This window comes from Paenibacillus vini (assembly GCF_018403325.1).
Lineage (GTDB): Bacteria > Bacillota > Bacilli > Paenibacillales > Paenibacillaceae > Fontibacillus > Fontibacillus vini.
In genome coordinates, this window is the sequence record NZ_BOSL01000010.1 from 144947 (window position 1) to 169314 (window position 24368).

Consider the following 24368-nt stretch of genomic DNA (forward strand, 5'->3'; position numbering starts at 1 on the left):
GATAGGTGAAAGTTTACAGTGATCAATTTGTAGGCAAACCGTATAAATTTGTCTAAATATTTAATAAAAACACGATTTTGTGATGACCCTAAATCTAAAAGGAGGAAGCTATGGACTTAACCGATTATACCGACTCCATCGTCATTCTGCTGGCCGGCTTACTCCTGATCGGCGTATTCGCCACCAAATTTTCCAGCCGCTTTGGTCTGCCCTCCCTTGTATTTTTTATAGCGGCAGGAATGGTTCTGAGCCGATTCATATACTTTGACAATGCCTTTATCGCCCAATTGGTCGGTACTTTCGCCCTGATCGTCATTCTCTTTGAGGGAGGCATGCAGACCAAATACATCACAATCAAGCCGATTATCCCGAGCGCCTTGTCACTGTCAACCATCGGCGTCATTCTTACAACCTTGATCATCGGAATAAGCGCCTACTATATATTGAACGTTCCGTTCGAGGAAGGCCTGCTGTTCGGCGCCATTGTCGGCTCTACCGACGCCGCAGCGGTTTTCTCCGTCCTCGGCGGAAAAAATATCAAAGAGCGGCTTACATCCACGCTGGAAGCCGAGTCGGGCAGCAATGACCCGATGGCGGTGTTTCTGACTGTATCCTTGATTGAATGGATTCAGCATCCCAATCATGATCTGCTACCGCTGATTTTTTCCTTTTTCATGGAAATGGGTCTCGGGCTGCTGCTCGGGCTTGGCTTCGGATGGGTCGCCGTCAAAGTCATCAACAGCATCGATTTCGATTCCTCCGGACTTTATCCGGTCATAGCCGTCGGTTTTGCCATTCTGACATACGGCATTACGGCAGTCGTTCACGGCAGCGGGCTGTTGGCGGTTTATGTCATGGCTCTGGTTCTCGGCAATTCCGACCTGACTTACAAGCAGTCGATTCTTCAATTTAATAAAGGGTTTGGCTGGATCATGCAAATCACCATGTTTACGCTGCTCGGACTGCTGGTGTTCCCTGCCGAATTGCCGGGAATCATGCTCCCCGGTCTCGTCTTATCCATGGTCTTGATGCTCGTGGCCCGCCCAATCGGTGTCTACGTAAGTTTGTTATTCGCTAAATATTCATTAAAAGAGAAAGCTTTGATTTCCTGGGCGGGGCTTCGCGGCGCCGTGCCGATCGTGCTGGCGACCTATCCCTTGATGAGCGGGCTTCCTAACGGCCCCTTGTTCTTTAACGTCGTTTTCTTCGTCATTTTAACTTCGGCTATCATTCAGGGAAGCACCATCTCCCCTTTTGCCGGCAAGCTGGGATTGGCCGGAGAAAGCGATTCACAGCCCCATTCACTTCTTGAACTGGTAGCGCTCGGCAAGACCAAATCGGAAATCAATCATCTTCATATCCATGCCGGAATGAAAATCATAGGTAAGGAATTGCAGGAGCTGGACCTTCCTGAAGAGGTTCTGGTCACCGCGGTCATCCGGGGCGAACAAATCGTCACGCCTCGCGGCAACACGATTATTGAAGAGGGAGATACGTTGTACATCCTCGGGCCTAAAACGCAACGGGACAAGATCAAAAAAATATTCAGTTATCGCGGCTCCCCTTATGCTCCGGTAGTGCCCGAAGTCGAATTAATTCCGGGGCAGGAAGACTCGGAAAAGCGTCTTTGAAAAAAATTAAAATTTTTAAAAATTTAATTTTAGAGTTAAGCAACCGCTTACAACCCTGAAAGCTCATGCAGTGCCTTGCCTGCCGGGTTTTTCAGGGTTATTTTATATCACATACCACGTGATATTTTTCACATTAACCCATATGTATATATGCTAAAATTCCATCGAGCAAAGGTTTTCGGACTCCTTTCAGGCCTTGAAAATCCTGTAACGGCGCCGTCTCCCCCGCTTCGCAAGTTATTAAAATGTCTTCACATTTTAATATATATATTTTATAACTGGAGGTCATTTATTATGAAAAAAGCATCCATTCTACTGTGCAGTGCCTTACTGCTTGGTCTGCTTGCAGGCTGCGGTTCCGACAAAGACGGAAATAATGCAGCACCTGCCAACAACACCCCTGTTGAGAACAGCGCCGCAGGCAACGCAAACAGCACGGATACAACGGCAGAACAAGGCAAGTATCAAGACGGCGTTTATTTTGCACAAGGCGAAGCTGACGCAAAAACCGGCTGGCAATATTACGTTACCCTGACAGTATCCGGAGGCAAAATCACGGAAGCTAAATGGAATGGAATCAATGCTAACGTAGGCGTAGACAAAGTGACTTATTCCAAAGAAGGCAAATACGGCATGAAAGCCGGCGGTGCTTCTTCCGAATGGCATGAGCAAGCCGAAAAAACGGAGCAATACCTGATCGAGAAACAAGATCCTAAAGCCATTACGCTGAATGAAGAAGGCAAAACCGATGCAATCAGCGGCGTATCTGTACATGTAAATGAATTCTTCGACTTGGCTGACAAAGCCCTGACCGCCGGTCCGGTTGAAGCCGGAACTTACAAAGACGGCACCTACCATGCTGAAGGCGACAAATTCGACGAGCATTCCGGCTGGAAAGAAACAGCTGACGTAGTCATCGCTGCAGGCAAAATCGTTAAAGTCAACTTCAGCGGCGTGAACGAAGCCGGCGAAGACAAGAAACAAAACTCGGTTGACGGCAAATACGGCATGAAGGCTAATGGCGGAGCGCAAGCCGAATGGCATGAAGAAGCAGCCAAAGCTGAAGCTTATCTGGTTGAGCAACAAGATCCAGCTTCCCTTACATTCAATGAAGAAGGCAAAACCGACGCCATTTCCGGCGTATCGATCAGCTTGAAATCCTACTTCGATCTGGTGACAAAAGCGCTGGAACAAGCGAAATAAATAACGCCTGAACTACATGTTTTCCACCATATAACGAGAAGGTGAACCTCTTGAAAAAAATAGTCGTTCTCGGCGGCGGTTATGGCGGTGTCGTTACATCCAAGCACCTGGCCAAACTGTTCAAAAAAGACAAAGACGTAGAAATTACGCTGATTGACCGCAATCCCTACCACACTCTTTTGACAGAACTGCATGAAGTCGCAGCCAACCGGGCACCGGAAGATTCAGTCAAGATCGAGTTGAAGAAGATTTTCGCCGGTCAAAAGGTAGACGTTGTATTGGATTCCATCGATCATATCGATTTTGCTTCCAAACAACTCCGTTCCGAGAAAAACACTTACAAGTACGATTACCTGGTCATCGGTACCGGTTGTAAGCCAACCTTCTTTGGCATACCGGGTGCCGAGGAGCATTCCCTGACCCTTTGGTCTTATGAAGACGCCGTTCGCTTGAAAGAACAGATCCGCAACAAGTTCGGTCTGGCAGCGAAAGAGACCAACCCGGCCAAACGCCGGAAAATGTTGTCCTTCGTCGTCGTTGGCGCCGGCTTTACCGGTGTCGAGCTGGTCGGCGAAATGGCGGAGTTCCGCGATGAGCTCTGCAAGGAATTCTACATTGATCCTAGTGAGGTTCGTCTTGTTGTAGCGGATATGGCACCGAAAATTTTGCCGATCCTGCCTGACAAGCTGATTGAAAAGGCTACAAAACGCCTTAACAAAATGAATGTCGAAATCATCACCAGCGCCAAAATTACCGGCGTAACTCCTACCGGCGTCGTACTCGGAGACAAAGAACTCGAAGCGGATACCGTAGTATGGACCGCAGGCGTCGAAGGCTCCGAACTGGTAGGCAAGCTGGATGTGAAACAAGAAGGCCGTAAACGGATCGTTACGAACGACAAGCTGCAAAGCGTCGATCACGAAAATGTTTACATCGTCGGCGACAACATTTTCTTCATTCCGGAAGGCGAAACCCGCCCTGTACCGCAAATGGTAGAAAACGCCGAGCAAGCCGGACCGTTGATCGCCCATAACATCCATGCCGATGTTCATAACAAACCTAAGAAATCCTATAAACCGGGCTTCCACGGTACGATGGTATGTATCGGCAGCCGCTACGGCGTCGCCAACGTGGGTCTGCCGAACAAAATGTTCATGCTCACCGGTTTCATGGCGATGTTCTCCAAGCACTTAATTAATATGTATTATCTGTTTACAGTAGCCGGCTTCGCCAAAGTTTGGACTTACATGATGCATGAATTCTTCCATGTAAACAACCGCAGAAGCTTCGTCGGCGGACATTTCGCAAAACGTTCTCCAAACTTCTGGCTCCTCCCGCTCCGCGTCTTCGTCGGATACAAGTGGTTGGAAGAAGGTCTGGATAAACTGCCGAAGATTTTCAAGGATCCGTCGAACATCTTCCTGATTCCTGCTAACCCGAATGCGGGTGACGCGGTCTCCGCAGCCAGTGAAGCCGCTTCGAACGTTACGCAAACCGTAGATGCCCAAACCGCGGCTTCGGCTGTCGAAAGTGCTTCTACAGCGGTTACCGCACTGCCGGTACCAGGATTCGTTAAGAGCATCGTAAGCTGGTTCATGGATGTCTTCTTCTATTCCTCGGACGGCGGATTTACCGCTTTGGCCACGGTGTTCCAGTTCTTCATGGTATTCATGGAAATCGCCCTCGGCGTCATGATTATTGTTGGACTGTTCACAGCCGTAGCTTCCGCAGCAACTGTGGCTCTCGGCGTCATGATCTGGTCGTCCAGCATGGCTTCGTCTGAAATGCTCTGGTACATGACCGCAGGCGTCGCATTGATCGGCGGCTCGGGCAGCACATTCGGCCTTGACTACTACGTTCTGCCTTGGCTCAAGAAACATTGGAAGAGAATTCCACTCGTTCGAAGATGGTACTTATATACGGAATAGCCTTCCGACTATAGAAAGTCGACTTTCGAACTTGCACTTTTAAGTATTTTAACTGATCTCAAAAAGAGTAATGTGCGTCGTCGCACATTACTCTAATTTTTACACTATTACCTAAGATTTTAACTATCGCGGCATTTCAGCCCGAGGAGTGTGCCCTTATGACCCATGAGCTCATCCAAGACGCATGTCATTTGTTACAGGGCGAAATTTCGCCCGATACCGGGATTCAATTGAATATTTCTAATGAAGACGTACTGCCGTTTGCAAAATTATTGGAAAAGTACGAGATGACTGCGGTACGCCGCCAGCGTCTCTTGTCCATTTACATCGCAATCAAGCTCGCCCTCTCTCGCCATAGTGCCTGTGACGCTGCCTCCAACGGAGAAGCTCTGACACGCTTGGTGCTGGACGGCGACTACTTATACAGCTTTTATGTCCAACTCTGCCTGGGGTGGCAGGAGATCGACCTTCTGGTCCATCTGGCTCCCGTCATCAAGCAGATTCAAATCAAGCGGGCTGGCGGCAAATTTGAAGACGAACGTTTATTTAAAGGGATGGAATTATATTTGCGGTTAGAGAGCAACCGAGCCCGACAAAGCCAGGCAATATAGAATATTCCGCGTTTATCCGTCAACATGAAGAAGGAGGGTTCAGCATGAAGCTTAAACTGGATGAGGCGCTAGACATTCCGCTCCGGTCGGTCGACAGGGAAATTGAAAATATAGTCAAGCATGACAAGGATGTCCCCCGTTCCTCCACGCTTGCCAAGAGTATTATCGATCTGGTCCGTTCCGGGGGCAAGAGAGTCCGCCCGCTCATGGTCATTGTCGGCAGCCGCTTCGGCCCTTCTCCTGATGAACGCAAAATATGGAGACTCGCGGCGGCCGCCGAATTCATCCATGCGGCTTCTCTGATTCATGATGATATTATCGACGACTCTCCGGTTCGCCGAGGACAAAAAGCCCTGCATGTTAAGATCGGCATTAACGAAGCGCTGCATGTCGGCAATTATATGTCCGCCAGAGTCATCGAGCTCATCTCGGTCTACTCGGCGGACCGGGAGCGGTACGTTTACGACCTCTCTTCTCTGGCTACCACGCAGCTCTGTCTGGGAGAATATCAACAGTTGGTCCATCTATACGATTACAACGTAACCGTTGAAGAATATCTGGAGAAGTCGAGAAATAAAACCGCCCAGCTCATGGCTACTTGCTTGCGGATCGGTGCCCAAGCCGCCGGAGCTAATGAGGAAACGGCCGACCTGCTCTACAGCTTTGGTGAAAAGCTCGGCATGGCCTTCCAGATCCGCGACGACATCCTGGACTTCACGCAGTCCGCGGAGAAACTCGGGAAGCCCGCCGGCAGCGATCTGCGTAAAGGCCAGGTCACCCTTCCCGTTCTCTATGCACTGCAGGACGAGGAATTGGCACCATCCATCCGCGCCATCTCTGCGGATACACCTGCGGAGGTCACCGACCTCGTCATCGCTGCGATCCAGCACTCCGACGCGCTTCAGAAGAGCGAATGCCTGAGCGCCCAGTACCTGGACGAAGCCCGTGACATCATCAACCGTCTCAGCCATTACCCCGCCCACCGCGATTTGCTGGTGCTGCTCCAATACTTCGGGGGCCGCGAAAGCTAGGGAGGCTTCCTCAGGATAGAACAACAACGATGATAAACGCCCTGACCCGTCTGCCGACGTGGTCAGGGCGTTTTGTATGCCTTGGGGCGGGTTGCTAGGCTTGGATCGTGTTGCTGCGCTTGGAGCATTTGCTGCGCCTGAGAACACCTTGCTCGGCTCGGGTGTACCGCTCGTTTTAGGGCGTATTGCTGCTGTCTTAGAGCAACTTGCTCGTCCTGCGAGCATATTGCTGTTTATGGGGCATCATACTCCTACCTTCGAGCACATTACTGTTCATTGGAGCACCCTACTTTGCCTACGAGCACATTACTATTCATAGAGCACCATACTCCTCTTTCGAGCACATTACTGTTCATTGGGGCATCATACTTCGTCTTCGAGGTCATTACTGTTCATTGAGCACCATACCTCGCTTTCGAGCACATTACTGTTCATTGGAGCATCATACTCGCTTTCGAGCACATTACTGTTCATTGGAGTATCATACTCCGCCCTTCGAACACATTACTATTCATAGAGCGCCTTGCCCCGCCTTTGAGCAAATTACTGTTCATTGAGCACCATACTTCGCCTTCGAGCACATTACTGTTCATGGGAGCATCATACTCCGCATTCGAGCACATTACTGTTCATTGGAGCATCATACTCCGCCTTCGAGCACATTACTGTTCAATGGGGAATCATACTCCGCATTCGAGCACATTGCTATTCATTGGAGCATCATACTCCGTCTTCGAGCACATTACCATTCACTGGAGCATCATACTCCGCCTTCGAGCACATTACTGTTCATTGGAGCATTATACTCCGCTTTCGAGCACATTACTGTTCATTGGAGGATCATACTCCGCTTTCGGGCACATTACTGTTCATTGGAGGATCATACTCCGCCTTCGAGCACATTACCATTCACTGGAGCATCATACTCCGCTTTCGAACACATTACTGTTCATTGGAGCGTCATACTCCGCCTTCGAGCATTTTTCTGCGTATTGGATCGCTTGTAGCATCATCCCTCCCTGCATGTGCCCCCTTTTGCAATTCTAACGGACACCAAAGACGCTATTTGGGCTAAAACCGAGGTTTTGAAATTCTAACGGACATAGCGGACCTTATCGACCTGATTTGAGAGCAAATTTGCTCCCTTTCGCATATTTAAGGTCCCTGGTGACCGTTAGATTTCAAAAAGCAGGAAATTGGCGGAGATAAAGGCTCTCATGTCCGTTAGAAATCCAAAATTCGAGATTCGAGGTTCGAAGTCCGAGATCGTAGATCCGAGTTCCGAAATTCGAGATCAGAGATTCGAGGCCCTAAGCGGAGACCTGAAGAACAAAAAAACACGGCAGTTCCCCAGGGAGCAACTACTCCCGTCGGACTGCCGTGTTTTTTTAAATGATCTAGCTTAAATCAGAAAATAGTCGCAAAGGGTAAACAACAGGATCACCATGCTGATCACCTGATTTAAGTTGTAGGAAGCTACGTGCATCACTTTGCGATTCGAAGGCTTGATGATTTTGTGCTCGGTCATCAGCAGAAAGATAGCGATCGCAATCCCGGCGATATACAACCAGCCCAGATGTCGGATCGGGATTAACGCGATCAGCAGCATAACCATGATTAAGTGCAGACCTGCGGCGATACGAAGGCCGTTTTTTAAGCCAAAAATGCTCGGTATGGACCAAAGTCCATGATTACGGTCGAACTCAATATCCTGGGAGCCGTAAATGATATCGAAACCGGCAATCCACAGCATCACGACGGTGCCGAGAATGAACGGAGTAAAAGCAAACTGGCCGGTCACGGCAAACCAGGCGCCGATCGGAGCCGATGCGATAGTAAAGCCTAAATACAGGTGGCTCAGGTACGTGAATCGCTTCGTATAAGAGTAAGAAGATATCAGGAAAATGGCAACCGGCGACAAAATAAAGCACAACGTATTCAGCATGGCCGCCGCAAAAATAAAGATGGCGTAGTTGACGACCACAAACAGCAAGACTTCCTTTTCGCCTAGCAGCATGCGCGGCAGGTGGCGATGAGCCGTGCGCGGATTCTGCGCGTCAAAGGTACGGTCCACGATACGATTAAACGCATTGGCTCCATTGCGGGCCCCGATAAGGGCAATCAGCCCCCACAGCATGACGCGCCAGGTCGGGAAGCCTTCCGCAGCCCAGATCATCGAGATGATTGCAAAAGGCAGAGAAAACAACGTATGCGAGAACATGACCAGCTCGCTGTACAGCTTGATTTTGGATCCGACCTTACGGGCGTACTCCATTATCTTTCCCTCCTCTTGCCTCATGCACCGCATCCAATGAGCGCTCAAGTGCAACCAGCATTTCGGCAATATCGTCCTCCGTAATGACCAACGGAGGCTGGAAAGCCAACACATTGCGGCCTACGCCGTTCTTGCCGATGATGAACCCGCGGTCTTTCATCTCCTCCAGCACATCGTCGGCCATCAGAGCGCCGCGCTCAGCGTCATCGGCGCAAAGCTCAGCGCCGATCATCAGGCCGGCGCCGCGCACCTCGGAGACGACATGCGGATAGCGGGCGGCGACATCCTTCAGACCGGCGAGCAGCAGGCCGCCCAGGCGTTCGGCGCGTTCAGGCAGGTGGTGCGCTTCGATGTAATCGAGCACCGCCAGCGCGGTGACGGACGAGACCGGATTGCCGCCGAACGTGGAGGCCGAAGGCCGCGTAAAGCTGGCGGCAATGGCGTCCGTCGAAGCGAACGCGGCCACGGGGACGCCGCTCCCGAGCGCCTTCGCCATGGTCACGATGTCGGGCGTGACACCCCAGCGATCCATGGCGAACATGCGGCCTGTGCGGCCGAAACCGGTCTGAATCTCATCGGCGATGAGCAGTACGCCGTACTGCTCCAGCAACGCCTTCACTTCAGGGAAATACCAGTCCGGCGGCACGATGATGCCTCCATTGCCCTGGATCGGCTCCACGATCATGGCGGCGATATCGCCGCCTTTCTCCGCGAGCACCGCCTTCAGGGCATCGATGGAGCGGCGTGCCGCTTCATCGGCGTTCATCCCGCGTTCGTACGGCCGCGGGATGAACGTCACGTCCGCATCCGCGCCAAGCTCCGCGAGCTGCGGGTCGGAGCGCCACATCCGGAGGCCTGTGACGCTCATCGTCAAATGCGTCCGGCCGTGCAGGCCCTGCTCCAGCGCGAGAAAGCCCTTCCGCCCGGTATGCAGCCGGGCGAGCAGCAGCGCGCCTTCATTGGCCTCCGAGCCGCTGTTTACAAAGAACGTCCGGCTCAGCTCGCCGGGCAGTACCCCCGCCAGCCGTTCCGCCAGTTCGACGTTCGGCTGGGTCAGATAGATCGTGCAGGTATGCTGCAGCGTTCCAAGCTGCTCTGCAGTCCGTTTCACGATCTCCGGATTACAATGCCCGCCGGCCACCACGGAAACGCCGGCAAAAAAGTCAGTATAACACGTACCGTCATGACCGTATAAGTACTGCATTTCTCCCTTGACCAGCTGTGGCGGATTCCGGTAGAAATGACTGGTACATGGGTAAAAGTACTGTTTCCGTTTAGCCAATACACCCTCAGGCCCCAAATAATTTTGCATGTTCACCGCTCCCTTCGCAACTTTCCCATCTCTGTCTTCTCTTCTCAAAAAATAACTGGATAGAATACATCTATTTTTCGGTTTTTCAGCCTAATTAAAAATATAGATGGAAAACCTACAGCTATTTATCCATTTCAGGACCATTAAGGGGTAGAATCCCGAAATTAGATGTAGGTTTTCCAGTTAAATTGGTGCAGGGACTGTTTTCTCGTAAATTAACTGTAGATTTTCCAGTTAATTCACCTTCAATCGAGCCCCAGGTTTTACTTCACACCAGCCCGCTTGTTACGAGTCCAGCCGCTGCCTCAGTATCGACCTTATCAGCTCCAGCTCCGGCCCCAACTCCAGCCACGCCTCCTGCCGGTCCGCCGTCAAATTGCAGCGCGCCCAGCGTGTAGCCGGCGTATACCGGCTTTAATGCCGCGAACAGCTCGACGGCTGTGTCCGGCTCCGCCAAAGCGGCCTTATACGTGGCGACGATTGTCCCCAATTGCTCCGGCCGGTAGGTCGCTCCTTCGATCCGGAAGACGGACAATCCGGCTTCCTTCAATTCCTTCACCAGCGGAAGAAGGCAGAGCTCCTTCGCTAAGGTCAGATGGTTGCGGCCATAGGCGTCCCGGTAAACGGGGTTTTCACCTTTATCCGTCATCAGCACAAGTACGCTGTTGTCCACGAATTGGTTGTCTTCCTCGCCGATCGGCTGGAATACATCGGCATTCTCGTACAGGTCATGCTCCATGTACATCAGAGCAGGAGAGCCGTGGACTATAGCTTCTAGCGGTACAGGGGAATTTGCGAGCAGCGCTGTGAAATCCAGCAGCGGCAGTTCCATCGATGCCGTTAATCGCTCTACACCCAGCTCGCTATAGAATCCGGCAGACAGCCGGTTATAAACATTCAAGTTGAAATCGCCCACAAGAGGATATCCTTTGGAGGCAAATTTGCGAACCGCTCCCAGGTTGGTTACCATGACCCCGTCAATCGGGAGGCGTTCCCCAGACAGCAGCGCATCGTAAATATCAAAATGCAGCTCCGTCATCATCCGCGGCAGACACACATACAGCTTTGCCTGCCCCTTAACTGCTGCCAATTCCATAATCTCCGCCTTAGTAAACGGACGATCCGGTTCAAAAACATCGCCCGACAAATAAATGTGGTCGGCCCCGGCTTCCAATGCTGCTTTGGCCTGCGTTACATTATTTACATGCACCGATACTTCGGCAAGGGACTGCTTCTCAGTTCGCCCCGAATCCGTAAGTAACGTTGCACTCAACTTGTCGCTATGCCGTCCACCTTCATCCATACTTCCGCCGCTCCATTTGTCACGGATTTCATCGAGCCGTTTCACGCCCAACTCCCGTTCCTCCGTCGGCGTACTGAATACTTTTCCCGTACTGTAGAACTTACCGGTCCCCTCATACCGTTTATTGATATTGGACAGCCCTGGGCGCCCAAAGGCATAGGCCGTGGAGAAATCGCGTTTGCGATTCTGATACAGCAGCTCCGTATCCTTACTCCGCTCGAACCCGGCCGGATCGTTGATATAGCGATCTATCGCATCTCCGTAGGCATTTACCAGCATGATGACGAATTCTTTGTCCCGCATGCGTCCTTCGATTTTAAACGAAGTGATTCCGCCGTGAATGAGTTCCGGAATATGCTCGTACATGAACATGTCTTTTACGGCAAGCGGGTATTCGGACGGATAGACGTTACCGTCTTTTTTGATGCGGTAATCCCAGCGGCACGGCTTGAGGCATTTGCCCCGATTGCTGCTCATTCCGAATACCAGGGAACTGAAATAGCAATTAGCCCCATGGACAGAGCACATATCGCCGTGGATAAAATATTCCAGCTCCATACCGGTGACGGCCTGTAAATAGCGTGTCGTATGCAAATCCATTTCGCGGGACGTGACGACCCGAGTGACGCCCATCTCTTGAAGCGCTCTAACCATTTCCACGTTATGTACATTCATCATGACCGAGGAATGCACCGGGATCGACAGGTTCAACTGCTTGATCAAAGCAAGTACGGCAAAATCCTGGACGATAATCGCATCCGGAGCCGCCTGCTCAAGAAACCGCAAATAGTCTTTCGCCTCTTCGATTTCGCCTTCATTTAACAGATTATTTACGGTCACGTAAGCCTTTTTGCCCAAGCTATGAGCGATTTTGACCGCTTCCGTAATTTCCTCCAGCGTAAAATTGTATCCCTTGCGCATCATACGCATATTCAGACTGGGTCCGCCGAAATAAACGGCATCGCAATTCGCCTTGATAACCTCATTGAATATCTCGAATGTTCCGACCGGTGCAAGCAGTTCGACTTCTCTACCGTTAAAATAACGCGCCACGGTGTTCTCCTCCTCCGTTTTCCCGCTGTATTAGCAGGTCTATATCCATCTAATTGACAGCACAGCCGCAACAAGCGCCACGTAAGACACCACAAACAAGGTGTCCCGCAAACGCCAGCTCAGCAAATGGTATTCCGATCGGGGCGCCCCGATCACGTACCCCCGGGACTCCATCGACAACACGAGCTCTTCAGCCCTGCGAAAGGCGCTGACCGTGACCGGAACCAGCAGCGAGACCAGCATCTTCCCTTTTTCCTTCCAGGGCATCTCTTTCAGATCCGCGCCGCGTGCAGCTTGAGCCTTCAAAATTTTGTGCGTTTCATCCAAAATCGTCGGAATGAACCGCAGTGCAATGCTCATCATAAGCGTCAACCGTTGGGCCGAGATCCCGATAACTCTAAGCGGAGTAAGCACGCCCGCCAGTCCCTGGTTCAGCAAGCCCGGCGTTGTCGTAAACGTAAGGATCGCCGTAAAGGAGACCAGCAGCGCCATCCGCGAGGCGGCGATCAGCCCGCTGCTTAAGCCCCCCGTATACAAAGCCCACGAGCCCAGGCGAAACAGCTCATCCCCCTGTTTCACCGTCAGGCATTGGACCGCAAAAATAAAAACCATCAGTACCCATAAAGGCTTGGCGGCTTTGGCGTAATATTTCAGGGGAATCCGGGTTGAGATCATATACGCCAGCGAGAAAGCCGCTGCGATACCGAGCGCCGGCCAGGAGCCGACGATGACGATGGCGGCCAGATAAAGTATCATTCCAGTCAACTTCGCCCGTGGGTCTACGCCATGGACCCAGGATCCGGTATCGATGCTTCGCCCGAACAGTAATTTGTTGCGCATTACTAACCGCCCCCTTCCCTCATGATGCTTTGCCCAGGCCTTTCCAGTAGCCGGGCGACACGCCAAGCCAGCTTCTCCGAGGTCAGGCATGGCTCTTCATCCTCCAGCCCGAAGCGCGCTGCAATGTTGTTCCATGTCGTAATGCAGGCGGGAACCGCCAGCCCGCATTCCCTTTCCAACCAGCCCGACTCACGGACCAACTCGGCCGGGGAACCCTGGAACACCTTGGCTCCCCCCTTCATCACGATCCATGTATCTACGTAAGGTAGCATCTCTTCCATCCGGTGGGTAACGACGATCACCGTCTTGCCTTGCTCCCGCTGGAGCCGGGACAGCAGCTCGGCCAGTTCGGCCCGGCTCTGCGGATCCAGCGTTGCGGTCGGCTCATCCAGCGCAATAACATCCGGGTCCATCGCCAATACGGAGGCAATGGCCACTTTGCGCATTTGCCCGCCGCTTAGATGAAACGGGTTGCGGGGAAGAAACGAATCGTCAAGACCGACCAAGGCGAGCGCCTTGCTGGCCCGTTCCCTTGCTTCCTCCGCCCCCATCCCGAAGTTCAGCGGTCCGAAGCAAAGGTCCTTCTCCACCGTATCTTCAAACAATTGCTGTTCCGGAAATTGGAACACCAGTCCTACGCGCCGCCGCAATTCGCGCAGCGGAGGCTGCTTTTCCCCGGCCTGCAAGGTGAAATCCAGCACCCGGACTTTACCCCCGGTCGGTTTCAATATGCCGTTAAAATGCTGCAGCAGGGTCGATTTGCCGGAGCCGGTTGAGCCGGCAACGGCGGCAAACACGCCTGTTCCCAGTTCCAGGCTAACCTCTTCAAGCGCGCTGTGGCGCCAAAGGCTGCGTTCATCATAGGCGAAGCTTACTTGTTCGAATACAATTGCCATAGCGCTTCCGCCACCTCCTCGCCGCAGTATCCGGCCGGCAAGCGGATACCTTGCCGGCAGAGTTCCCGGACCAGCCGGACTTCGTAAGGAGCGATTAACCGGCAGGAATCCAGTAGCTCTTCATCGCCGAACAAATCCCTTGGCTTAAGGTCGGCCGCGATCCTTCCATCCCGCAGCACAATCGCACGGTCCGAAGCCATGATTTCCTCCGCGTCATGGGTAATGGAAATCATCGTGTATTTTCCGCTATGCTTCATTTCACGCAATATGTTCAACAGCTCTCCCCGTGCCTTCTCATCCAGCATGGAGGACGCTTCATCAAAAATAACGATCCCTGGCTCCATTGCCAAAATAGCCGCCACAGCAACCCGCTGCTTCTGTCCCCCCGACAATTCGGCGGGGTGTTTGGCCAGCAGGTGGCCGATCTCCAGCTTATCCGCATAACGCTTCACCCGCTCTACCATCTCCGCCCTTGGCAAACAGCGTCCCTCCAAGCCGAACGCAATGTCCTCCTCTACGGTAGCTCCGATAAATTGGTTGTCGGGATTCTGGAATACCATGCCGATCCGAGGGCGAATTTGCTGGACGGTTTCCCTCAACAGAGGAGTTCCTTCTACTATAATGCTGCCGCTGTTTACGGCCAGAAGACCGCCAAGCAGCTTGGCGAGCGTCGATTTTCCGCATCCGTTAGGCCCTACCAGCGACACCCAACTTCCTTGAAGAATGTCGAGAGTTACATCACCGAGAACCGGTTGCTCCGGCCCATATGCAAAAGATACCTGCTGCAATTCGAAAGCAAGCCCGGTCCCTTCCATCGTCTTTTCCCCTTTCCGACATCCATTCTGTAATTAAGCCGCTTCCGTCAGAAATCCGTCGAACAGCGAAAGCTTGGATAACGAAGGAATCAAATACCGTACCGCAATGCCTACGGCAATCCCGGTGAGTACTCCCATAATGAGCAGCATCGGCAGATAGTAGAATATTTTTGTAGTGTTAAAATACAGGGATGCGGCCGTAAGCTGGCCGATATTGTGGGCGATCCCGCCGACAATACTGATCCCGATGGCGCTAAGCCGCTTCCGGCCGACCAACAGCAGAAACCACATAGCCGCAAAGCTGAACAGCGCCCCCATGATGCTGAACAAAAAGCTCGAAAATGTACCGAATATAAATGCCGTAAGCAGCGTCTTGAGCAAGACCATCATTAATGCATCCCTGGCCCTTAGAAAATAAAGGCAAGTTAGCACCATGATGTTGGCCAGACCCAGTTTGGCGCCGGGTACGCTCATATTGATCGGTATAAGTGATTCCACCAAACTAAGCACCACCGCAACCGCGGCGAAAATAGCAACGATCACCGTTCTTTTTAATGCCAGATTCGATTGTTCATTTAACGATGACATCGACATCATCTCCTTCACCGGACGAACCGCTAATTTCCACAATCAACTTATGCGGCAAACACACGATCGTCCCTCCGTTTCGCTCCACGAACCCAAACGTAAGGCAAACTTTGTCCGGACAATCGGCATCGATCATTTCTATTCCATAATCATGGACTTTTAACAGGTTGTATCCGAACTCGGTTTTGATTTCCACGGTTTGCTCTTCCCCGGTCAACTCCACCGTACGGAACAACTTTCCGTCAACCGTAATTTTTGCTACGCGTTTTTCATTGTGATCTTTTTCACTTGAGTCCCCACCGAGCCACCTCGGGACCAAAAACGCTGCGGCAATGACAACAATTAAGCCGATCAGTAGGATATCTCCGCGTTTCATGGCAAACTCCCTTATTTTTTAATTATATAAATCTTAGATGAACCCATTATACCTGTAACATTCCTCACGGCCGTGTGATATTTGTCGCTTTCCAAGAAGCTTTTCACAAAATCCTCACTTAAGAAGGAATTTTATAGGATAATTATTACTTTGTGAATAAAAGTACTTTTAGCACCGATTACTTTCTGCTAAAATCAAGGGCGAAATGACAGGAGAAAAGAGGCTACGAATATGAAAAAAAACAAATCGGCAATCCTGTTGGTGGCTTTATCCATGGTCGCGGCATTGCTGGGCGGATGTTCCGGAAACGGTACTTCGTCAGAGACCGGAACCGCTGTCGGCTCGAAAGCATCGAAAAACCAGGCTGTTGAACCGTTGGGCCAAACCTTTTTTATTTTTGATACCGTGGTAAACGTCAAAATATATGACAACCGGGCTACTTCGAAAAATTTCGAGGAGCTTGACGCCTTGATGCAAGAAATAGATGGCAGAATCAGCCGCACGGCGGAGGGAAGCGAGATTTACCAGGTCAACGCCAATTCCGGTGTGGCACCAGTAAAAGTGTCCGAGGAGACCTATGATCTTGTCTCCACGGCGCTGGACTACGCCAAACGGACGGACGGGCGATTCGATCCGGCGATCGGGAACCTGGTGACTTTGTGGAATATCGGTCATGAAGGCGCCCATGTTCCAGCAGTTGAAGATATCGCCATTGCCCAGGCGCTTTGTGATTACACCAAAATCGATATGAACGCCGACAAGCATGAAATCTTTTTGCAGGAAAAAGGAATGGCGATCGATTTAGGCTCTATAGGCAAAGGCTACGCCGCAGACCGGATTTACGATTATCTGGCAGAACAAGGCTTTAACAGCGCCATTATCGATTTGGGCGGGAATGTTTACGCTATGGGGAAAAAGCCGAACGGGAACCTTTGGACTATCGGAATTCAGGATCCCGACCAGGAACGGGGCAACCCGATCGGTAACATTAAAGTCGAAGACAAAACCGTAGTCACCTCGGGGATCTACGAGCGTTTCTTTATCGAGGACGGCCAGTTGTACCAGCATATCATCAATCCGAAAACGGGTTACCCCGTGGATAATGGCATCAGCAGCGTAACGATCGTAACCAACCGGTCCACGGACGCCGATGCGCTCTCCACGACACTGTTTGTCCTTGGCATAGAGGAAGGTCTCGCCTTCATCGAGAATACTCCCGATACCGAAGCTTTATTTATTTCGAAAGACAAGAAATTATACGCCACTTCGGGCTTCAAAGAGCTTCTGACCAAAACGAACGACGACTATGTATTTGCGAATTAATTTTGCCGGCTCGCCTTATTCATCATCCCCTCTCCGCTTCTTTGAAGCGGAGTTTTCTTATGCTGTTTTGAAAATCACAGTTGACTTTTCATGAAATTTGCAGTAATATGAATAATTAGATTGTTAAACCCCATATAGCAGTTCCTCAAAAGATTATAACTCTCCTAATACCAGATCGGTATAAAATTCCTTATTTGATTGACCCAAAGAGTAAGAATTTTCGTGTATTTCTAATTCACGCTGGCGCGGTCATCGGAGCCGCAAGGACAAATGAGAGGTAGGGCTTTTGTTGTTTTGGAAACCGTTAAACAGTTGCGGTTGTAGTCTAGGCAGGAACCATAACGTTGCACCTTCAACGTGTACATGAAGGCGCGGGTTGCAATATAAATCCCATGGGAATATACAAAGAAACCAAAAGCAAGCGTCACGCGGATGTGTCTCATCCGTATGACGCTTGCGTCCATTTTGTGGCCTTTTTTCACTCCACGCTCAGGTTATCCCAGTTCATCTGAAATTGCTCCAGCATTTCCTGCTTATCGATTTTTCCGCCGATATAAGCCTGAATGCTGCTGGCGATTTCAGGCGCCATCCCGTTCGGGAACCGGAACCAGTTCCAGGTCAGCGCTTTGTCGGCGTCCGTATAGTTCAGCACTTCCATCCCCAGCACTCCCAGATCTTCCTCATTTCCTTGAATGCTGTCGAACGCCGGAATGAATTTGAATTCCTTGGTGATGTATCTTTTGCCCGTCTCGGAAGTCACCAGCCAATTAAGGAATTCCTTAGCCTCTTCTTTGACCGGGGAATCCTTATAAATGACCCAGTTGTTCGGCACGCCTACAAACAGCTTGTCGTTGTCTTCCGCCGAATCATCGACCGGCATCGGCAGAATACCCATGTTCAGGTCCGGGTTGATCCCGTCGAGCTGCACCTGGGTCCAGTTCCCTTGCTGCAGCATGGCCGTTTTTCCTTCCGCAAACATCGTTACCTGCGTATTGTAATCCGTGGTCAGCGGATTCGGGTTGCCGTATTCCAGCGTCAAATCGAGCAGCTCGGTCCACTGCTTGAAAACCGGATCATCCGCAAACTTATACTTGCCGTCCGTTAATCCCTGAATGAACTCCGCCGGATCCTTTTGATTGGCGAATGCCGCATTGACGTTATGGTTTCCGAGCACGAACCACTCCTGGTATCCGTTGGAGAACGGTATGATTCCCGCCGCCTTCAGCTTCTCGGCCGCTTCCCGCAGTTCGCTGAGTGTCACAGGCTTCTCCTTGATTCCTGCTTTTTCAAACAAGTCCTTATTATATATAAAGCCGTAACCTTCCAGGTTCACCGGCTGTCCGTAAAGCTTGCCGTCCTTTGTCATCGGCTCCTTGGCAATTTCCTTGGCGTCCTTCACCCAAGGCTCGTCCGACAAATCTTCCAGGTATTCCTGCCACATTTCCATCTCCGTAAATCCGCCGATATTAAAAATATCCGGTTCTTCGCCCGAAGCGAATTTGGACCGCAAGGATGCTCCGTAATCGCTCCCGCCGCCGACGGTCTGGATATCCAGCTTGATGTCCGGATGTTCTTTTTCATATTCCGCCTTCAGGCGTTCCATGGCTTCCGCAATTTCCACCTTAAACTGAAAAATATGCAGTACTTTACGCTTCCCGTCCATCTCCGGCCCGCTTTTGCCGCATCCGGCAACCAGCAGCGCCATGACGAGCAGGAGCAAGAGTTGTCTGCCCAGTTTCATTTCGGTTCACCCTCCTTTGCCCTTCTTTGCCCTTTTGCTTTATCTATCAAGCATAATGCGCACTAAGATGCGATAACGTTATCCTTTTACCGAGCCTTGGGCGATGCCCTCGATAATATATTTTTGCATGGCCAGGAAAAAGATAACTACCGGCGTAATGCCCAGAACTAAAGCCGGAAGCGCTAAATTCCACTGCTTGGTATACTGCCCGAAGAAAGCGAACGTCTCGATCGGGATTGTAAACAACTCCGGTTTCTGCAAAATCAGGGACGGCATCAGATAATCATTCCAAATCCATAAGGTGTTCAAAATGATGACCGTTACCGCAATCGGCTGCATGAGCGGCAAAATAATGCGGAAAAATGTACCGTAAGCGGTGCATCCGTCAACCCGGCCGGCTTCTTCAATATCCAGCGGAACCGATTTGACGAACCCATGGAGCATGAACACCGTAAGCGGTGCGCCAAAGCCCAGATAGCAGATCACCAGTCCCCAAATCGAGTTCATGATGCCTAGCAGGCTGGACACTTTGACCAGCGGAATCATGATCGCCTGAAACGGGATGACCATCGCTGCTACAAACGCCGCATATAAGAACCGGTTATACCGGGTCGGCTTGCGGGCCATCCGGTACGCAGCCATCGAGCACATCAAAACGAGCAGCAAGTTACTCGCCACCGTGACGAGCAGCGAATTGCCGAAGGCTTTGGGAAACGAGGTCTTTTTCCATGCTTCCGCATAGTTCCCCCACTGAAAAACGTTCGGCCATCCGGCCGAATCGGTCAGAATTTCGCCAAAGCTTTTTAATGAATTCACGATCAGAAAATAAAAAGGCACCAGAAATACCAGTCCGCCGAGAATGAGCAGCGCTTCGATCAAAATCATTCCTCCGCGATAGCGTTTGGCTGTATCCATTACATTTCAACCTCCCTGCTCTTGGTCGCCCGGACCTGAAGAATCGAAATCAGCGCGACTATAACGAAGAAGATGATCGCCTTTGCCGAGCCCATGCCGAATCGGCTGATATTGAAGGCTTCGTTGTAAATGTTCAGGGCTACCGATTCCGTCGATTTAAACGGTCCGCCTTTGGTCAGAGAGAGGTTCAGATCAAACAGCTTGAACGACCATGAGAGTGCCAGGAACAGGCACACCGTGACCGCAGGCATAACGAGCGGAATGATGACACTTCTCAGCACCTGTCCGCGCCCGGCCCCGTCAACCTTGGCTGCTTCGATCAGGCTCTTCGGTACATTGTTGATGGCGGAAATATATATAACCATGAGATAACCCGCGTTCTGCCAGACGAACACAATGACGATCGCCCAGAAGGAAGTCGCTTCCGTCCCGAGCCACGGGAGATTAAAAAAGGACCAGCCGGTAGCCCCGCCGATCGACGCAAAGCCCCGTACGAAAATAAACTGCCAGATAAAGCCGAGCAACAATCCCCCGATTACATGGGGCATAAAGAAGACCGTCCTCATCACGTTACGCGTATATAGTCTCTTTGTTAAAAAATAGGCGAGCAAGAAGCCCACTACATTCGTGAGCAACACGCCTAACACCGTAAATTTCGCCGTGAACCAGAACGAATTCAGAAAGGCGGGATCCTTGGTGAAAATATGGGCAAAGTTCCGAAGCCCCACTCCATCCACTTGTCTGGAAATCCCGTTCCAGTCCGTAAATGCATAATATAAGCCCAGAAAAAACGGGACCGCTACGATCAATACAAAAAATATCGTCGAAGGCCCCACAAACACCAACTGCTGTATCTGCTGGGACGTCTTTCTCCGTGTCATCCAGGTCTCACCCCTTAGCTAACTGTTTTGACCTCTTTTTACCCTTGGGGGCAAAGGATTGAATCTTCACTCTCCGTTGGCGATGAATAATTCAGGCGCTCCTATCCCAGAATAAAGTTGTCTTTCCAATCCAGTCCAAAGGGGTGTTTTGCATGCGTGAAGGCTTGATTCCTACTGTTCTTGGAGCTGTAGTATCCGCTTCTGCCGCATCACTGCTTGGAAGCAAGTACAAACTTGCTGCAACCGGAGCTCTCGGTTTCGGCCTGGCCCATATCGTGCTCGGCGCCATCGATTTAATCGAGCACCGCTAGCCTTGACAGAAAGACAAAAAGAGAGGGACTACCCCGCATGCAGCTCGTTCTGCTGAAGGATAGTCCCTTTTTTAACTTAATAGGTTTCGGTAACCGCCCCTAGGGCAACCGCTCTTACGTAACTCTGTCCACGAAGGGATTGCAGTTCCTCTGCCGTTCCGGTCACGACGACGCCAAGAAGGCGCACGTCGCTTTCATCCGGTTGCTGTTTGTCTTTTTTGAGATAGTTATTGATGCGTTCATATTCCTTGGTGTAACGGCCCTTTTGCTTCAATCCAAATTGCAGATCCTGCAAAAAATCTTTGACCTCAACCTGCTCCCAATCCGGCCGTACGCCAAATCCATAGACGCCAAAAGTCTTAGTCATCGGAGTAGGGTAGCTGGTCTCGCCCCGTTCATCTTTATACGGCTTGAAATTGAAGGTTTCCCGATTATCGAAAGTGTCGACCCAATACCAGACCGGCGTTACTTCTCCCGGGAGCATGGCCCGAACCTCATCAAGTGAGTAGTCCTTATCAAACGAAATCGCCATCTCTGCCGCCTTGTTCACACCCATTTTCCCCACCAAGTCGAGGTCATTGACTATTTTCCCGTTATAATCCACGCCCGGCACATAAAACATCAATTCCCGTTGTCCATTGGAGGCATTGTAAGGTCGATAGTACATATAATTTTTCGCTTTCAAATCGGGGTCTACTACGGTCACGTTCCCAATGTTTCCGCTTAATCCCGTGAATTTCAGGAATCCGGGTACTTTGTATTCCGCCATTCGGCTTCCCCAGGGAACCGGTACGCCCTCGACGATTTTATAGCTTGAAAATTCAAGCGTGCCTGATAAAAATCCCGTTTGATTCTTATATCCCGATTCGTATTCGTTCGGACTCGTCATCGTCATATGCAGCCATTCTTCATTCAGCGCTTTGTCGCCTGCCCGATAAGTCAGCTGAAGCGCGCCGAATTGCACAAGAGTTATGGCAACGATACTCGCAACGAGCGAGATGAGGATGTTGCGAATCCAGGTCTTCCTCTTGGCTCTTTTAATGACTTTGCCGAATTGTTTGTCATCTTCTTCCCAAGGTTTCGTCATATTTATTTCTCGCCTCCGTATTTATTCTTGAATTGCTGCCGGGCGCGAAACAGCGTGGCCTTTACGGCTTCCGTCGTCATTCCCAGCAGCTCCGCAATTTCTTGATACGATAACTCCATCTCGTATTTCAGCAAAATCAGCTGCTTGTGCAGCGGCTTTAACTGCGCCAGCGTCTGTTCAATTTCCTCGCGCCGTTCACGCTGAAGCAATCGTTCCTCCGGCTCTTCCTTTTCCGGCGCCTGAACGTCGGGAATTTCGGCCTGATAGGCGTAACGCTTTTCCCGTCGGCATAAATCGAAGTACCGGTTGATCGCCACCTTATACATCCAGGCACTGAATTTGTTCTCTTCAATGGCCTCTATATAGAGAAGCGCTTTATATAACGTTTCCTGTACAACATCTTCCGCGTCGGCTGCAGAGGCACCCAAACGAATTAAATACCTGCGGATTTCTCCGCATTTATGTTGAAGCACTTGTTGAAGCTGCCCGGGCCCCATTCTGCACCTCCTTTCGGTTGTATAACGGCCGAAGCCGGGAAATGTTATTAAAATAAATTAAGAGCCTGCGAATTCTGCAGGCTCTTTACTCTTGCTGCTCTTTCCCCTCAGGGCCCATGATTGTTTCAGTTTACAGGGGTTGTCCTACCGTCTTTTGATCTCCCGGATTGATGTAATATACATACACTTCCTTCTCCGGTCCAAGAACATAAACAGAACTATACCAAGCGGATTGGTCCTCGTTCCAATGAATAAACAGGTGCATTTTCATTTTTCCGGCTTCCAGGCCTTCAAAATCAATGCTGCCAAAATCTCCGGTTGGACGCTTGTACCCTTTTGCAGTGACTACGTACTCCCAAACCTCGGAACCGTCCATCTCATCCACGCCCGCAATATAATCCGTTCCAAATAAATCGACAGCCTCTTTTTGATTAATTCCCTTATGTACTTTTTCGAAGACGGAGGTGACATACGGATTGACCGGAGTGACTAATTGTTCTTGAAGCTCCATATTCAAGATTTTAGCAATCCCCGTGGCGTTCTGATTCCGGATTTCATCATAAACCGTCTCGCCCTCGTTATTTTTCAAATCGGGGTCAGCTCCATGCTTCAACAGGGCCGCAAATAATTCTTCGTCTTTTAACAAGTAGAACAGAACGGTATTCCCGAGCCGGTCCGTAGCATTCACCTCGGCTCCCGCCTCAAGAAGCGGAATGCACGCCTGAGGTAAATACAACCCCGCAGCAATTAACGCAGATTGTTCGGAGGACTGGGCATTGGGATCCGCTCCTTTCGCAAGCAGCAGTTCAACCATTTCCAGCGCTATTTTCTTTCCTGTATTTATGAGATCTGGATCCGGCATGTCTGAAGGAAAATCCCCGCGAAAGATAGCCAACTGCAGGGCGGAAGCTCCATACTCATCCACAGCATTCGGGTCCGCCCCCTGCGAGAGCATCTGTTCAACGGCTTTTGTGTCCCCGCTATTTATGGCCTCAACCAGTTGAGCATCGATGCTTAATTCCAGATTTTCACCACTACTATGTATACTTTCCGTGGAACTTATGTTATTTGAAATATCGGCTAAAGCAGCTTCCCCCTGCTCCTTGATTAAATCTTGATGGTCCCGAATCCAGTTCATGGCATCCAAAAGATTACCATATCGGCCCTCTTCCTCTGTAAAATAAATCAAAACCAGCTCGGTCCAAAACTCGGCTTCAACATCGGGATTTTCAAAAAAAGCTTCTATTTCAACCCCTTGATTTCGCCAATCCTTAAGAATACCCCCCACAAGCACCCGCAATCGGTCATAACCGACCTGCTCTTCCCAATTGGCCGCAGTGATTCCGCTCGACAAGGCGGATAAATTATCACTCTGGAGTCCATCCTCCCTGCCCGAAATCCCGGAACATGAAGTGACTATTAAAGTTAATGCAACAAATACCGAGATCAATAAAGTCCGCAAAAAAACACGCTCCATATTCAATGTCAATTTCCGTCATCATTCCCCCTATTATGTCAGCTCTCCTTTAAATGGGGCAAGACTTTTTTCCTGTAGTTCTTTGGGATTATTGCCCAACTTTAGGTTGACTAATTAAAATTTGCAGTATAACATACGCATTAACCAACCTACATAAGCCTCTCTAAAACCGTTCCAACACGATGCTTCGCTTTCTCTTTTGCGCAAACGTTTGCCCAATAGTTTGGACTGCAATTATGAATCGCTACGGTTATTGGCTGCCCTCCAACTACGG

General features: G+C 50.7%; 21 protein-coding genes. 7 read left to right on the forward strand and 14 right to left on the reverse strand.

Annotated features, from left to right (window positions below; translation table 11 throughout):
• The first annotated feature begins 110 nt into the window (after positions 1–110).
• The 5 genes from KJS57_RS16140 to KJS57_RS16160 all read left to right on the forward strand — a co-directional run bounded on the left by KJS57_RS16140 (position 111) and on the right by KJS57_RS16160 (position 6404).
• Entirely contained in the window at positions 111–1631 is a 1521-nt protein-coding gene (locus KJS57_RS16140) for a potassium/proton antiporter (protein ID WP_213655575.1), read from the forward strand.
• A 294-nt stretch (positions 1632–1925) separates the two neighbouring features.
• Entirely contained in the window at positions 1926–2834 is a 909-nt protein-coding gene (locus tag KJS57_RS16145) for an FMN-binding protein (protein WP_211023839.1), read from the forward strand.
• 50 nt (positions 2835–2884) lie between these two features.
• Entirely contained in the window at positions 2885–4762 is a 1878-nt protein-coding gene (locus tag KJS57_RS16150; protein WP_213655576.1) for an NAD(P)/FAD-dependent oxidoreductase, read from the forward strand.
• A 158-nt stretch (positions 4763–4920) separates the two neighbouring features.
• Positions 4921–5373, forward strand: a complete 453-nt coding sequence (locus KJS57_RS16155; protein ID WP_213655577.1) for a hypothetical protein — start codon at positions 4921–4923, stop codon at positions 5371–5373.
• A 44-nt stretch (positions 5374–5417) separates the two neighbouring features.
• The gene (locus KJS57_RS16160; RefSeq protein WP_213655578.1) at positions 5418–6404 is read left to right on the forward strand and encodes a polyprenyl synthetase family protein; all 987 of its coding nucleotides are present in this window, start codon (positions 5418–5420) and stop codon (positions 6402–6404) included.
• Between the two features lie 1402 nt (positions 6405–7806).
• On the opposite strand, the gene KJS57_RS16165 is transcribed toward KJS57_RS16160, so the two are convergent.
• The 8 genes from KJS57_RS16165 to KJS57_RS16200 all read right to left on the reverse strand — a co-directional run bounded on the left by KJS57_RS16165 (position 7807) and on the right by KJS57_RS16200 (position 15862).
• A complete protein-coding gene (locus KJS57_RS16165; protein ID WP_211023849.1) occupies positions 7807–8679 on the reverse strand; it encodes a UbiA-like polyprenyltransferase in 873 nt (290 codons plus the stop codon).
• The gene (locus KJS57_RS16170; protein WP_213655579.1) at positions 8663–9991 is read right to left on the reverse strand and encodes an aspartate aminotransferase family protein; all 1329 of its coding nucleotides are present in this window, start codon (positions 9989–9991) and stop codon (positions 8663–8665) included. Before KJS57_RS16170 ends, KJS57_RS16165 begins: the two co-directional genes overlap by 17 nt.
• Before the next feature lie 268 nt (positions 9992–10259).
• Entirely contained in the window at positions 10260–12347 is a 2088-nt protein-coding gene (locus KJS57_RS16175; protein WP_213655580.1) for a peptidase U32 family protein, read from the reverse strand.
• Positions 12348–12386: 39 nt separating this feature from the next.
• On the reverse strand, positions 12387–13187 hold the full coding sequence (locus KJS57_RS16180) for an energy-coupling factor transporter transmembrane component T family protein (protein ID WP_211023855.1): 801 nt from the start codon (positions 13185–13187) through the stop codon (positions 12387–12389).
• A 2-nt stretch (positions 13188–13189) separates the two neighbouring features.
• Positions 13190–14083 (reverse strand): energy-coupling factor transporter ATPase, encoded by an 894-nt coding sequence (locus tag KJS57_RS16185; protein ID WP_213655581.1) that lies wholly within the window; start codon positions 14081–14083, stop codon positions 13190–13192.
• On the reverse strand, positions 14059–14898 hold the full coding sequence (locus KJS57_RS16190; RefSeq protein WP_213655582.1) for an ATP-binding cassette domain-containing protein: 840 nt from the start codon (positions 14896–14898) through the stop codon (positions 14059–14061). Before KJS57_RS16190 ends, KJS57_RS16185 begins: the two co-directional genes overlap by 25 nt.
• A gap of 33 nt (positions 14899–14931) precedes the next feature.
• Entirely contained in the window at positions 14932–15486 is a 555-nt protein-coding gene (locus KJS57_RS16195; RefSeq protein WP_211023862.1) for a Gx transporter family protein, read from the reverse strand.
• Entirely contained in the window at positions 15470–15862 is a 393-nt protein-coding gene (locus KJS57_RS16200) for a NusG domain II-containing protein (RefSeq protein WP_211023864.1), read from the reverse strand. Before KJS57_RS16200 ends, KJS57_RS16195 begins: the two co-directional genes overlap by 17 nt.
• Before the next feature lie 231 nt (positions 15863–16093).
• Between KJS57_RS16200 and KJS57_RS16205 the strand changes: the two genes are divergently transcribed.
• On the forward strand, positions 16094–17185 hold the full coding sequence (locus tag KJS57_RS16205; protein WP_213655583.1) for an FAD:protein FMN transferase: 1092 nt from the start codon (positions 16094–16096) through the stop codon (positions 17183–17185).
• Positions 17186–17663: 478 nt separating this feature from the next.
• On the opposite strand, the gene KJS57_RS16210 is transcribed toward KJS57_RS16205, so the two are convergent.
• The 3 genes from KJS57_RS16210 to KJS57_RS16220 form a co-directional block, all read right to left on the reverse strand.
• Positions 17664–18926: an ABC transporter substrate-binding protein gene (locus tag KJS57_RS16210; protein ID WP_211023868.1), complete on the reverse strand. Its 1263-nt coding sequence runs from the start codon at positions 18924–18926 to the stop codon at positions 17664–17666.
• Positions 18927–19004: 78 nt separating this feature from the next.
• Positions 19005–19841 (reverse strand): carbohydrate ABC transporter permease, encoded by an 837-nt coding sequence (locus KJS57_RS16215; protein WP_211023870.1) that lies wholly within the window; start codon positions 19839–19841, stop codon positions 19005–19007.
• The gene (locus tag KJS57_RS16220) at positions 19841–20722 is read right to left on the reverse strand and encodes a carbohydrate ABC transporter permease (protein WP_211023872.1); all 882 of its coding nucleotides are present in this window, start codon (positions 20720–20722) and stop codon (positions 19841–19843) included. Before KJS57_RS16220 ends, KJS57_RS16215 begins: the two co-directional genes overlap by 1 nt.
• A 152-nt stretch (positions 20723–20874) precedes the next feature.
• Between KJS57_RS16220 and KJS57_RS16225 the strand changes: the two genes are divergently transcribed.
• Positions 20875–21033 (forward strand): asparagine synthase, encoded by a 159-nt coding sequence (locus KJS57_RS16225; protein WP_114499079.1) that lies wholly within the window; start codon positions 20875–20877, stop codon positions 21031–21033.
• A 76-nt stretch (positions 21034–21109) separates the two neighbouring features.
• On the opposite strand, the gene KJS57_RS16230 is transcribed toward KJS57_RS16225, so the two are convergent.
• From KJS57_RS16230 to KJS57_RS16240, 3 genes are all read right to left on the reverse strand, one after another.
• Positions 21110–22120 carry an anti-sigma factor gene (locus KJS57_RS16230; protein WP_213655584.1) on the reverse strand — a complete coding sequence of 337 codons (1011 nt, stop codon included), beginning with the start codon at positions 22118–22120 and terminating at the stop codon, positions 21110–21112.
• A 2-nt stretch (positions 22121–22122) separates the two neighbouring features.
• Positions 22123–22617, reverse strand: a complete 495-nt coding sequence (locus KJS57_RS16235) for an RNA polymerase sigma factor (protein ID WP_213655585.1) — start codon at positions 22615–22617, stop codon at positions 22123–22125.
• Positions 22618–22747: 130 nt separating this feature from the next.
• Complete coding sequence (locus KJS57_RS16240; RefSeq protein ID WP_213655586.1) at positions 22748–24079, reverse strand: ankyrin repeat domain-containing protein; 1332 nt, start codon at positions 24077–24079, stop codon at positions 22748–22750.
• Positions 24080–24368 lie beyond the last annotated feature (289 nt).

Coding starts and splice junctions, on each gene's coding strand:
- KJS57_RS16140 (WP_213655575.1), top strand. CDS start 111: ATGGACTTAACCGATTATACCGACTCCATCGTCATTCTGCTGGCCGGC.
- KJS57_RS16145 (WP_211023839.1), top strand. CDS start 1,926: ATGAAAAAAGCATCCATTCTACTGTGCAGTGCCTTACTGCTTGGTCTG.
- KJS57_RS16155 (WP_213655577.1), top strand. CDS start 4,921: ATGACCCATGAGCTCATCCAAGACGCATGTCATTTGTTACAGGGCGAA.
- KJS57_RS16160 (WP_213655578.1), top strand. CDS start 5,418: ATGAAGCTTAAACTGGATGAGGCGCTAGACATTCCGCTCCGGTCGGTC.
- KJS57_RS16165 (WP_211023849.1), bottom strand. CDS start 8,679: ATGGAGTACGCCCGTAAGGTCGGATCCAAAATCAAGCTGTACAGCGAG.
- KJS57_RS16170 (WP_213655579.1), bottom strand. CDS start 9,991: ATGCAAAATTATTTGGGGCCTGAGGGTGTATTGGCTAAACGGAAACAG.
- KJS57_RS16180 (WP_211023855.1), bottom strand. CDS start 13,187: ATGCGCAACAAATTACTGTTCGGGCGAAGCATCGATACCGGATCCTGG.
- KJS57_RS16185 (WP_213655581.1), bottom strand. CDS start 14,083: ATGGCAATTGTATTCGAACAAGTAAGCTTCGCCTATGATGAACGCAGC.
- KJS57_RS16190 (WP_213655582.1), bottom strand. CDS start 14,898: ATGGAAGGGACCGGGCTTGCTTTCGAATTGCAGCAGGTATCTTTTGCA.
- KJS57_RS16195 (WP_211023862.1), bottom strand. CDS start 15,486: ATGTCATCGTTAAATGAACAATCGAATCTGGCATTAAAAAGAACGGTG.
- KJS57_RS16200 (WP_211023864.1), bottom strand. CDS start 15,862: ATGAAACGCGGAGATATCCTACTGATCGGCTTAATTGTTGTCATTGCC.
- KJS57_RS16205 (WP_213655583.1), top strand. CDS start 16,094: ATGAAAAAAAACAAATCGGCAATCCTGTTGGTGGCTTTATCCATGGTC.
- KJS57_RS16210 (WP_211023868.1), bottom strand. CDS start 18,926: ATGAAACTGGGCAGACAACTCTTGCTCCTGCTCGTCATGGCGCTGCTG.
- KJS57_RS16215 (WP_211023870.1), bottom strand. CDS start 19,841: ATGGATACAGCCAAACGCTATCGCGGAGGAATGATTTTGATCGAAGCG.
- KJS57_RS16220 (WP_211023872.1), bottom strand. CDS start 20,722: ATGACACGGAGAAAGACGTCCCAGCAGATACAGCAGTTGGTGTTTGTG.
- KJS57_RS16225 (WP_114499079.1), top strand. CDS start 20,875: ATGCGTGAAGGCTTGATTCCTACTGTTCTTGGAGCTGTAGTATCCGCT.
- KJS57_RS16230 (WP_213655584.1), bottom strand. CDS start 22,120: ATGACGAAACCTTGGGAAGAAGATGACAAACAATTCGGCAAAGTCATT.
- KJS57_RS16235 (WP_213655585.1), bottom strand. CDS start 22,617: ATGGGGCCCGGGCAGCTTCAACAAGTGCTTCAACATAAATGCGGAGAA.